The following is an 11771-nucleotide window of genomic DNA, read 5'->3' on the forward strand; positions in this document are numbered from 1 at the left end:
ATTTCCCATTCCGCAAGGAAGTAAGATCCCTGAAAGATGATCAGGTTGATAGGTCTGAGGTGGAAGTGTGGCGACACATGGAGCTGACAGATACTAATCGATCGAGGACTTAACCATATTTTTGAATGATGTTACACCTGTTATCTAGTTTTGAGAGAACACTCTCAATTTGTTTGGTGGCGATAGCGAAGAGGTCACACCCGTTCCCATACCGAACACGGAAGTTAAGCTCTTCAGCGCCGATGGTAGTCGGGGGTTTCCCCCTGTGAGAGTAGGACGCCGCCAAGCAAGCTTAAACCCAGCTCATTGAGCTGGGTTTTTTGTATTTTGGTTTATTGGTATCATAAAATTCCACTTAACTGTATAATATAATAACTTTATACCGAATTTTAAATCAGCAATCAGGTTTTGTGGACCGGGAAAATGGAAATAATAAAGGATAGAGCGAGAAAGTTGAAAATTCTCGAGAAACGGCTTATAGTAAGATTATAGTCAAATATAGTCAAAGTCAGTAAAGGAGGGGGTTGAGTGGGACATAATATTTCTGACATCATTGAACAATATTTAAAACGAGTGTTAGATCAAAATGGCAAGGAAATTTTAGAGATTAAACGAAGTGAAATTGCAGATAAATTTCAATGCGTTCCTTCCCAAATAAATTATGTCATCAACACCAGATTTACAAGCGAAAGAGGATATATTGTTGAGAGCAAACGCGGGGGCGGCGGTTACATCAGAATCATTAAAATTAAAATGAACAATGAAGTTGTCCTGATCAATAATATTATTTCTCAAATTAATACCCATTTGTCTCAAGCAGCCTCTGATGACATTATTTTAAGGCTATTAGAAGACAAGGTAATTTCAGAAAGAGAAGCAAAAATGATGGTCAGCGTAATGGACCGCTCAGTTTTACACATTGACTTACCTGAACGTGATGAATTAAGAGCGAGAATGATGAAGGCAATGCTGACTTCTTTAAAATTAAAATAAGCAGGTGAAAAGATTGATTTGTCAAGAGTGCCACGAGAGACCAGCCACTTTTCACTTTACAAAGGTTGTTAACGGAGAAAAAATAGAAGTTCATATTTGTGAACAATGTGCCAAAGAAAATAGTGATTCATATGGTATAAGTGCAAATCAGGGTTTCTCTATTCATAATTTACTTTCGGGTTTACTGAACATGGATTCTTCATTTCAAAATGCAGGAACTCAAATGTTCAGTCACTCGGAGCAAATATCTGCTTGTCCGAAATGCGGAATGACTTTTCAGCAATTCAGAAAAATTGGCCGTTTTGGATGTTCTGAATGTTACAAAACATTTCATAGCAACATTACACCAATCCTACGTAAAGTGCACAGCGGAAACACTGTGCATGCAGGTAAGATACCGAAACGAATAGGCGGCAATCTTCATGTCAGACGGCAGATTGATATGCTAAAAAAGGAATTAGAATCCTTAATCCATCAAGAAGAATTTGAAAATGCAGCTCATGTAAGAGATCAAATTCGTTCATTAGAACAATCACTCAAAAGTACAGATAGTGAGGAGGAACAGGAGTAATGTCGCTAAAGCATTTTATTCAGGACGCACTAAGCAGTTGGATGAAGCAGAAAGGACCTGAAAGTGACATTGTACTCAGCAGCCGCATACGTTTAGCAAGGAACTTTGAGCATATTCGGTTCCCTACGCGGTATTCCAATGAAGAAGCCTCATCCATCATACAGCAATTTGAAGATCAGTTTTCAGAGCAGGAAATTCCTGGAATCGGCAAATTTGTTTTGATTAGAATGAATGATGCACAGCCTTTAGAGAAGCGTGTACTTGTTGAAAAACATCTAATCAGTCCGAATCTGACAGAGTCTCCTTTTGGCGGCTGTTTGCTTTCTGAAAATGAGGAAGTAAGCGTCATGCTAAATGAAGAGGACCATATTAGAATTCAGTGTCTTTTCCCTGGATTTCAGCTTTTAGAAGCAATGAAAGCCGCAAACCAGGTCGACGACTGGATCGAAGAAAAAGTTGATTATGCATTCAATGAGCAAAGAGGATACTTAACCAGCTGTCCTACAAACGTAGGTACAGGTTTAAGGGCTTCGGTCATGATGCATCTGCCGGCACTAGTTTTAACTAGGCAAATAAATCGAATTATACCGGCAATTAATCAATTAGGCTTAGTTGTTAGAGGAATTTATGGGGAAGGCAGCGAAGCAGTAGGGAATATCTTTCAAATTTCAAATCAGATCACGCTTGGTAAGTCAGAGCAGGATATTGTAGAGGATCTTAACAGTGTTGCTGCTCAGTTGATTGAACAAGAACGATCTGCCCGAGAAGCGATTTATCAAACTTCTAAAATCGAACTTGAGGATCGGGTATATCGGTCTTATGGGGTCTTGTCTAATTGCCGGATGATAGAATCGAAAGAAACTGCAAAGTGCCTTTCAGATGTTCGGTTAGGCATAGACCTAGGCATTATAAAAGGACTTTCAAGCAACATACTTAACGAACTTATGATTTTGACGCAGCCAGGATTTTTACAGCAATACTCGGGAGGCGCTTTGCGTCCGAACGAAAGGGACATTCGAAGAGCGGCTCTCATCAGAGAACGGCTTCACTTAGAAATGAATGGGAAAAGACAGGAGGATGAATCGATATGATGTTTGGAAGATTTACAGAACGAGCTCAAAAAGTACTGGCGCTAGCACAGGAAGAAGCACTTCGGTTAGGTCATAATAACATTGGCACTGAGCATATTTTATTAGGACTGGTAAGAGAAGGAGAGGGCATTGCTGCTAAAGCTCTTCAAGCGCTTGGACTCGGTTCAGATAAAATTCAGAAAGAAGTAGAAAGTTTGATCGGGCGCGGGCAGGAAATGTCTCAAACGATTCATTATACTCCTAGAGCTAAAAAAGTCATTGAGCTTTCAATGGATGAGGCAAGAAAACTCGGTCATTCTTATGTTGGAACAGAACATATTCTTCTTGGTCTGATTCGTGAAGGAGAAGGTGTTGCTGCGAGAGTTCTGAATAATCTCGGTGTCAGCTTAAATAAAGCAAGACAGCAGGTGCTCCAGCTTCTAGGAAGTAATGAAACAGGATCATCAGCGGCAGGAACAAACAGCAATGCGAATACGCCTACGCTTGACAGCTTGGCAAGAGACTTAACTGCTATTGCGAAGGAAGACAGCCTTGACCCTGTAATCGGCAGAAGCAAGGAGATCCAGCGTGTCATTGAAGTGTTAAGCCGCAGAACGAAAAACAACCCTGTTCTCATTGGGGAACCAGGTGTAGGTAAAACGGCTATCGCAGAAGGATTGGCACAGCAAATTATCAATAATGAAGTACCCGAAATTTTGCGTGATAAACGTGTGATGACATTAGACATGGGAACAGTTGTTGCCGGCACAAAATACCGCGGAGAATTTGAGGATCGCCTGAAGAAGGTCATGGATGAAATTCGCCAGGCAGGAAATATCATTCTATTCATCGATGAGCTCCATACATTAATCGGGGCAGGCGGAGCAGAAGGTGCTATTGATGCATCTAATATTTTAAAACCTTCACTTGCTCGCGGCGAACTCCAATGTATTGGTGCAACGACTCTTGATGAGTACCGTAAATATATTGAAAAAGATGCAGCACTGGAACGCCGTTTTCAGCCGATTCAGGTTGATCAGCCATCTGTAGATGAAAGTATTCAAATTTTACAAGGTCTGCGTGACAGATACGAAGCCCACCACCGCGTTTCTATCACTGATGATGCCATTGAAGCTGCGGTTAAGCTTTCTGACAGATATATTTCTGACCGCTTCCTTCCGGATAAAGCAATTGACTTGATCGATGAAGCAGGTTCAAAGGTGAGACTGCGCTCATTTACAACGCCTCCTAACTTAAAAGAGCTTGAGCAGAAGCTTGATGAGGTTCGTAAAGAGAAGGATGCGGCAGTGCAAAGCCAAGAGTTTGAAAAAGCTGCTTCCTTGCGTGATACTGAACAACGCCTGCGCGAGCAAGTAGAGGATACGAAGAAATCATGGAAAGAGAAGCAAGGGCAGGAAAACTCAGAGGTTACTGTGGATGATATTGCGATGGTTGTATCCAGCTGGACCGGTGTGCCTGTATCTAAAATCGCCCAAACTGAAACTGATAAGCTTCTCAATATGGAAAACATTCTTCATTCCCGCGTCATCGGCCAGGATGAAGCGGTTGTAGCTGTTGCAAAAGCCGTCAGACGTGCGAGAGCAGGATTGAAAGATCCTAAACGCCCAATCGGCTCATTCATTTTCTTAGGCCCTACAGGTGTAGGTAAAACAGAGCTTGCACGAGCACTTGCTGAATCCATTTTTGGCGATGAAGAATCCATGATCAGAATTGATATGTCTGAATACATGGAAAAACACTCAACTTCAAGACTTGTTGGTTCGCCTCCGGGATATGTGGGATATGATGAAGGCGGTCAATTGACAGAGAAAGTCAGAAGAAAACCTTACTCTGTCGTGCTTCTTGATGAGATCGAGAAAGCGCACCCTGATGTCTTCAATATCCTTCTGCAAGTTCTTGAAGACGGACGATTGACTGATTCTAAAGGACGCACAGTCGATTTCCGCAATACCATTCTGATCATGACATCAAACGTCGGAGCAAGTGAGCTGAAACGCAATAAATATGTCGGCTTTAACGTTCAGGATGAAACTCAAAATCATAAAGACATGAAAGATAAAGTGATGGGTGAATTGAAACGAGCGTTCAGACCTGAGTTCATCAACCGTATCGATGAAATCATTGTCTTCCATTCACTTGAGAAAAAACATCTTACTGAAATTGTGTCATTAATGTCTGATCAATTAACGAAACGTTTGAAAGAACAAGATCTTTCTATCGAATTGACAGATGCTGCAAAAGCGAAAGTCGCGGAAGAGGGCGTTGACCTGGAATACGGTGCCCGTCCGTTAAGAAGAGCGATCCAAAAACATGTCGAGGATCGTTTATCTGAAGAACTCCTCAGAGGAAATATTCATAAAGGACAGCATATTGTTCTTGATGTAGAAGATGGCGAATTTGTCGTAAAAACGACTGCTAAAACGAATTAATATAGAAGACGGAAATGAGGCATACAGCATGTAAGTGTATGCCTCACTTTCATATCAAGAAATAGAACAAGGGAGAGGTCTTACACTATATATGGCTAAAACAAAATCGAAATTCATCTGCCAATCCTGCGGCTACGAGTCTCCAAAATGGATGGGGAAATGTCCGGGCTGCGGTGCTTGGAATACAATGGTGGAAGAAATGATTAAAAAAGCACCGGCCAATCGGAGAGCGGCTTTTTCTCATTCTGTTCAAACTGTACAGAAACCTTCACCTATTACATCAATCGAAACATCAGAAGAACCCCGCGTCAAAACCCAGCTTGGCGAGTTTAACAGAGTACTCGGCGGAGGTGTCGTTAAAGGCTCCCTCGTTTTAATTGGCGGTGATCCTGGTATCGGAAAGTCAACGCTATTACTGCAGGTTTCCGCTCAATTATCAGGCTCATCAAACAGTGTCCTGTATATTTCGGGAGAAGAATCTGTAAAGCAAACGAAGCTGCGAGCAGACCGTCTTGGCATTAATAATCCGTCACTGCATGTTTTATCTGAAACCGATATGGAGTATATTTCGTCTGCTATACAAGAGATGAATCCAGCGTTTGTCGTTGTTGACTCTATTCAAACGGTTTACCAAAGCGATATTACATCGGCTCCAGGCAGTGTGTCACAGGTCAGAGAATGTACCGCTGAGCTGATGAAAATTGCAAAAACAAAAGGTATTCCGATTTTTATCGTAGGGCACGTGACGAAAGAGGGGTCTATTGCAGGTCCGAGACTGTTGGAGCATATGGTTGACACTGTTTTATATTTTGAAGGAGAACGTCACCATACTTTCCGTATTTTGCGGGCTGTAAAAAACCGTTTCGGATCTACAAACGAAATGGGCATTTTCGAAATGCGGGAAGAGGGGCTCACTGAGGTTTTGAATCCTTCGGAAATTTTCTTAGAAGAACGCTCTGCTGGTTCCGCAGGCTCGAGTATCACTGCCTCTATGGAGGGCACTAGACCGATTCTTGTTGAAATTCAGGCGCTCATCTCGCCAACAAGCTTTGGCAACCCAAGGCGTATGGCAACGGGAATAGACCATAACAGGGTTTCTCTGTTAATGGCTGTGTTAGAAAAAAGAGTAGGGCTGCTGCTGCAAAATCAAGATGCTTATTTGAAAGTGGCAGGCGGCGTTAAGCTTGATGAACCGGCAATTGATCTTGCGATTGTGATTAGTATCGCATCAAGCTTTAGAGACACACCTCCAAATCCTGCAGATTGTTTTATTGGAGAAGTGGGATTAACCGGAGAAGTCCGGCGGGTTTCAAGAATTGAACAGCGTGTGAAAGAAGCGGCAAAGCTTGGTTTTAAACGCATGATCATACCCGCGGCAAATCTGGATGGATGGACAAAACCAAAAGGGATTGAGGTTATCGGAGTAGCAAATGTTGCAGAAGCGCTTCGTACTTCATTAGGAGGATAATAGATGGAAAAAGAGAAAAAAGGGGCGAAACACGAGTTAGACCTGTCATCTATATTGCAGTTTGTTGCTCCGGGTACACCGCTCAGAGCGGGGATGGAAAACGTCTTGAGAGCAAATACAGGCGGTCTGATTGTTGTTGGATATAATGATAAAGTAAAAGAAGTGGTGGACGGGGGCTTTCACATAAACACGGCTTTTTCTCCGGCGCATTTATATGAGCTGGCTAAAATGGATGGAGCGATCATTTTAAGTGATTCGGGTCAAAAGATCCTCTACGCGAATACTCAGCTGATGCCGGATGCCACAATTTCTTCATCAGAAACAGGAATGCGGCACAGAACTGCCGAAAGAGTAGCTAAGCAAACTGGCTGTCTTGTGATCGCAATTTCTGAAAGAAGAAATGTCATAACGTTATATCAGGAAAACATGAAGTATACACTAAAAGACATAGGATTTATTTTAACCAAGGCGAACCAAGCCATTCAAACACTTGAAAAGTATAAGACAATCCTCGATAAAACGATTAATGCACTGAACGCGTTAGAGTTTGAGGAACTTGTTACCTTTAGTGATGTCTTGTCTGTCATGCATCGTTATGAAATGGTACTGAGAATCAAAAACGAAATTAATATGTATATCAAAGAGCTGGGGACAGAAGGGCATCTGATCAAACTGCAAGTCATTGAATTGATTACGGATATGGAAGAAGAGGCCGCTTTATTTATTAAGGACTATGTAAAAGAAAAGATTAAAGATCCGTTTGTTCTCTTGAAGGAGCTGCAGGATATGTCCAGTTATGATCTGCTGGATGATTCCATTGTGTATAAGCTTCTCGGTTACCCTGCTTCTACTAATCTTGATGATTATGTATTGCCGAGAGGATACAGGCTGTTAAATAAGATACCGCGTCTTCCGATGCCGATTGTTGAAAATGTTGTAGAAGCATTTGGAGTCCTGCCAAGGATTATTGAGGCGAGTGCAGAAGAATTAGATGAAGTAGAGGGAATCGGTGAAGTACGAGCCCAAAAAATCAAAAAAGGATTAAAACGCCTGCAAGAGAAGCATTATTTAGACAGACAACTGTGATTTCGGTTAAAACCTTATGAATACGGGTATATTAATGTTGGTTTTTGTTTATTCTGATATTCGTAGGATGCATAAGACTTTGTGAAATTAAAATGTTAAAAAAGGAGGTGGGGGTATGTTAAAACGAATAGTTCAGGCGTTCTTCATTATTTTTGGCGGCGTTGTTGGTATATTTTTGATACCTGAATTGTTTGTACTGTTAAATATACAGGACATACCTTTAATAACAAACGCATATACGTCTGCGGCAATAGGAGCAATTATCTTTTTTCTCATCAGTATATGGGGTACAGAATACGTTGTGAACTGGGTGAAGTGGATAGAGGATTCATTGTTAAAAGCGCCGGTTCCAGATTTGTTATTTGGAAGTCTTGGCTTAGTTTTTGGACTTATAATTGCTTATCTTATCGTAAATGTTATTCCTTTAGACAATATACCTTACCGCATATTCAGCACAATAATTCCTGTATTTTTGGCTTTCTTCCTCGGTTATCTCGGCTTCCAGGTGGGCTTTAAGAAAAAGGATGAATTGATCAGCCTGTTTTCCATTTCCGCCAGAATGCAAAAGAAAAAAGGAACAGCTGATGAAGAACATGAGGTTCAAGACAAGAAGCTGAAAATTTTGGACACTAGTGTTATTATTGATGGGAGAATAGCAGATATTTGTCAGACTGGTTTTTTAGAGGGAGTTATCGTGATTCCGCAGTTTGTCCTTGAGGAATTGCAGCATATTGCAGACTCTTCAGATGTTTTAAAACGAAACAGAGGACGCCGCGGTCTTGATATCCTGAACCGCATTCAGAAAGAATTAGACATTGAAGTTGAAATTTACGAAGGCGACTTTGAAGATATTCAGGAGGTTGACAGCAAGCTCGTCAAACTTGCTAAGCTGACATCCGGGGTCGTTGTGACGAATGATTTTAATTTAAATAAAGTGTGCGAGCTTCAGAAGGTAGCAGTATTAAACATTAATGACCTTGCCAATGCGGTCAAGCCTGTTGTGCTTCCTGGCGAGGAAATGAATGTTCAGGTCATTAAGGACGGGAAAGAGCATAATCAGGGAGTTGCCTACTTGGATGACGGTACGATGATTGTCGTTGAAGAAGGACGCAATTATATCGGCAAGCATATTGATGTACTCGTCACAAGTGTGCTGCAGACAGCAGCGGGACGAATGATTTTTGCGAAGCCTAAGCTGTTGGAGAAGGCGCTGTAAAGGGAGAAAAAACAATGAGTTATGATGTGGTGATTCCTGCAGCCGGTCAGGGAAAGCGGATGAAGGCAGGGAGAAATAAACTGTTCATTGAGCTGAAAGGAGACCCGGTGATCATACACACGTTAAGAGTGTTTGACAGCCACCGGCAGTGCGAAAAAATCATCTTGGTGATTAACGAGCAGGAGCGGGAGCACTTTCAGCAATTGCTGTGCGATTACCCGTTTCAAACTTCGATTGAGCTTGTTGCAGGCGGAGATGAGCGTCAGCACAGTGTGTATAAGGGGCTGAAAGCCGTAAAGCAGGAAAAGATTGTCCTTGTACATGACGGTGCCCGCCCATTTATAAAACATGAACAAATTGACGAACTGATCGCAGAGGCGGAACAGACAGGAGCGGCCATCCTTGCTGTTCCGGTAAAAGATACGATTAAACGCGTTCAAGATTTACAAGTCAGTGAGACGATTGAACGTTCAAGCTTGTGGGCTGTCCAAACGCCACAAGCTTTTCGTCTTTCTTTATTGATGAAGGCTCACGCTGAGGCCGAGCGCAAGGGATTTTTAGGGACGGATGACGCCAGCCTCGTTGAACAGATGGAGGGCGGTTCGGTCCGTGTTGTAGAAGGCAGCTATACAAATATTAAGCTGACGACGCCAGACGATTTGACGTCAGCTGAAGCTATCATGGAATCAGAAAGTGGGAATAAACATGTTTAGAATTGGACAAGGATTTGATGTGCATCAATTAGTTGAGGGCCGTCCTCTCATTATTGGCGGAATTGAAATCCCGTACGAAAAAGGGCTGCTTGGCCATTCTGATGCAGACGTATTGCTGCATACTGTCGCTGACGCCTGCCTGGGAGCTGTGGGTGAAGGAGACATCGGCAAGCATTTTCCTGACACAGATCCCGAGTTCAAGGACGCAGATTCTTTCAAATTACTTCAGCATGTCTGGGGAATCGTGAAACAGAAGGGGTATGTCCTTGGGAACATTGATTGCACCATCATAGCGCAAAAGCCGAAGATGCTGCCGTACATAGAAGATATGAGAAAAAGAATTGCTGAAGGCCTTGAGGCAGAAGTTTCTCAAGTAAATGTAAAAGCAACAACGACAGAAAAGCTTGGATTTACAGGCCGGGCGGAAGGAATAGCGGCTCAGGCGACAGTACTGATACAAAAAGGCTAACTTGTTTTGATGCCGGGTCTATTTGGTGGTAGAATAGATTCATACATTTTTGCCTGAGGCCATACATGACATGAAAGGAAGTATTTGAAAATGGGAAACGAAGTACGCGTCCGTTATGCACCGAGTCCAACCGGACATTTGCATATTGGAAATGCCAGAACGGCGCTTTTTAATTATTTATTTGCCCGCAATCAAGGCGGTAAGTTTATCATTCGAGTTGAGGATACAGATAAAAAGCGCAATATTGAGGGCGGAGAACAAAGCCAGCTGAATTATCTGAAGTGGCTAGGTATTGACTGGGATGAGAGTGTGGATGTCGGAGGAGAGTACGGCCCATACCGTCAGTCCGAGCGTAACGATATCTATAAAGTGTACTATGAAGAGCTTCTTGAAAAAGGGCTTGCTTATAAATGTTACTGTACGGAAGAAGAGCTTGAAAAAGAGCGTGAAGAACAGATTGCCCGCGGAGAAATGCCTCGTTATTCCGGAAAACACAGAGACCTGACTCAGGAAGAACAGGAGAAATTTATCGCTGAAGGCAGAAAACCAAGTATTCGTTTCCGCGTGCCGGAAGGAAAAATTATCGCCTTCAATGATATCGTAAAAGGCGAAATTTCTTTTGAATCAGATGGCATCGGCGACTTCGTTATTGTTAAAAAGGACGGAACGCCTACTTATAACTTCGCGGTAGCGATTGATGACTACTTAATGAAAATGACACACGTGCTGCGCGGTGAGGATCATATTTCTAACACACCGAAACAGATTATGATCTATCAAGCATTCGGGTGGGATATTCCTCAGTTCGGACACATGACGCTGATCGTAAACGAAAGCCGTAAAAAGCTCAGCAAACGTGATGAATCCATTATTCAATTCATCGAGCAGTACAAAGAGCTTGGCTACTTGCCAGAAGCGCTGTTCAACTTTATCGGACTGCTAGGCTGGTCACCGGTTGGAGAAGAAGAGCTTTTCACAAAAGAGCAGTTTATTGAAATTTTTGATGTAAATCGTTTATCTAAATCACCAGCTTTGTTTGATATGCATAAGCTAAAATGGGTTAACAACCAATATGTGAAGAAGCTGGATCTTGATCAGGTTGTTGAACTGACGCTTCCGCATTTGCAAAAAGCGGGCAAAGTTGGCACTGAGCTTTCTGCTGAAGAACAAGAGTGGGTTCGTAAACTGATTTCCCTGTATCATGAGCAATTAAGCTACGGTGCGGAAATTGTTGAGCTGACTGATTTGTTCTTTACGGATGAGATCGAGTATAATCAAGAAGCGAAAGCTGTTCTGGAAGAAGAACAGGTTCCTGAAGTGCTCAGTACATTCGCAGCGAAGCTTGAAGAGCTTGAGGAGTTCACTCCGGATAACATCAAAGCATCGATCAAAGCAGTGCAGAAAGAAACTGGCCATAAAGGGAAAAAACTGTTTATGCCGATTCGTGTTGCTGTAACAGGGCAAACTCACGGTCCGGAACTGCCGCAATCAATTGAATTGATCGGTAAAGAGACTGCAATTCAGCGTTTAAAAAATATCTAAATAAATGATTGTTGACAGGGAAGAGTATAAAGCTTTAGGCCATTACAGAAAGGATCTCCATTGGCTGAGAGAGATCCATGAGCCGGGTTTTAGAAGTGCGCCCTTAAGACCTTTGAAGAACGTTTTTTGAAACCAGTATTCAAAGGCGGCCGCCGCCGTTACAGGCTGAAGTTGGGAGAGCAGAAGTCTGCTT

Annotated in this window: 10 protein-coding genes, 2 rRNA genes and 1 other annotated feature (2 of these 13 running past the window's edge); all 12 genes read left to right on the top strand. The window is 42.4% G+C overall.

What is annotated here, in order from left to right:
* Positions 1-117, top strand: a 23S ribosomal RNA gene (locus M1D65_RS00550); it begins 2811 nt to the left of the window's first position.
* Positions 118-172: 55 nt separating this feature from the next.
* Positions 173-288, top strand: a 5S ribosomal RNA gene (gene rrf / locus M1D65_RS00555).
* A 240-nt stretch (positions 289-528) separates the two neighbouring features.
* Positions 529-993 (top strand): transcriptional regulator CtsR, encoded by a 465-nt coding sequence (ctsR, locus tag M1D65_RS00560; protein ID WP_003225724.1) that lies wholly within the window; start codon positions 529-531, stop codon positions 991-993.
* A 13-nt stretch (positions 994-1006) separates the two neighbouring features.
* Positions 1007-1564 carry a protein-arginine kinase activator protein McsA gene (mcsA, locus tag M1D65_RS00565; protein WP_015252993.1) on the top strand — a complete coding sequence of 186 codons (558 nt, stop codon included), beginning with the start codon at positions 1007-1009 and terminating at the stop codon, positions 1562-1564.
* Positions 1564-2655 carry a protein arginine kinase gene (locus M1D65_RS00570; RefSeq protein ID WP_003235007.1) on the top strand — a complete coding sequence of 364 codons (1092 nt, stop codon included), beginning with the start codon at positions 1564-1566 and terminating at the stop codon, positions 2653-2655. The genes mcsA and M1D65_RS00570 overlap by 1 nt, the downstream gene beginning before the upstream one ends.
* Positions 2652-5084, top strand: coding sequence for an ATP-dependent protease ATP-binding subunit ClpC (clpC, locus tag M1D65_RS00575; protein WP_014475592.1), 2433 nt, complete (start codon positions 2652-2654; stop codon positions 5082-5084). Before M1D65_RS00570 ends, clpC begins: the two co-directional genes overlap by 4 nt.
* Positions 5085-5175: 91 nt before the next feature.
* Positions 5176-6552, top strand: coding sequence for a DNA repair protein RadA (gene radA, locus M1D65_RS00580; RefSeq protein WP_014475593.1), 1377 nt, complete (start codon positions 5176-5178; stop codon positions 6550-6552).
* 3 nt (positions 6553-6555) lie between these two features.
* The gene (disA, locus tag M1D65_RS00585) at positions 6556-7638 is read left to right on the top strand and encodes a DNA integrity scanning diadenylate cyclase DisA (protein ID WP_003225736.1); all 1083 of its coding nucleotides are present in this window, start codon (positions 6556-6558) and stop codon (positions 7636-7638) included.
* Between the two features lie 115 nt (positions 7639-7753).
* Positions 7754-8854, top strand: a complete 1101-nt coding sequence (locus M1D65_RS00590; RefSeq protein WP_003235014.1) for a PIN/TRAM domain-containing protein — start codon at positions 7754-7756, stop codon at positions 8852-8854.
* 14 nt (positions 8855-8868) lie between these two features.
* Positions 8869-9567 carry a 2-C-methyl-D-erythritol 4-phosphate cytidylyltransferase gene (ispD, locus tag M1D65_RS00595; protein WP_124073490.1) on the top strand — a complete coding sequence of 233 codons (699 nt, stop codon included), beginning with the start codon at positions 8869-8871 and terminating at the stop codon, positions 9565-9567.
* Entirely contained in the window at positions 9560-10036 is a 477-nt protein-coding gene (gene ispF / locus M1D65_RS00600; protein ID WP_014475594.1) for a 2-C-methyl-D-erythritol 2,4-cyclodiphosphate synthase, read from the top strand. Before ispD ends, ispF begins: the two co-directional genes overlap by 8 nt.
* Before the next feature lie 90 nt (positions 10037-10126).
* On the top strand, positions 10127-11578 hold the full coding sequence (gltX, locus tag M1D65_RS00605) for a glutamate--tRNA ligase (RefSeq protein WP_014478617.1): 1452 nt from the start codon (positions 10127-10129) through the stop codon (positions 11576-11578).
* 2 nt (positions 11579-11580) lie between these two features.
* Positions 11581-11771 (top strand) — a binding site (T-box leader) (it continues 40 nt past the right edge of the window).

The sequence above is a fragment of the Bacillus sp. JZ39 genome (assembly GCF_053903145.1).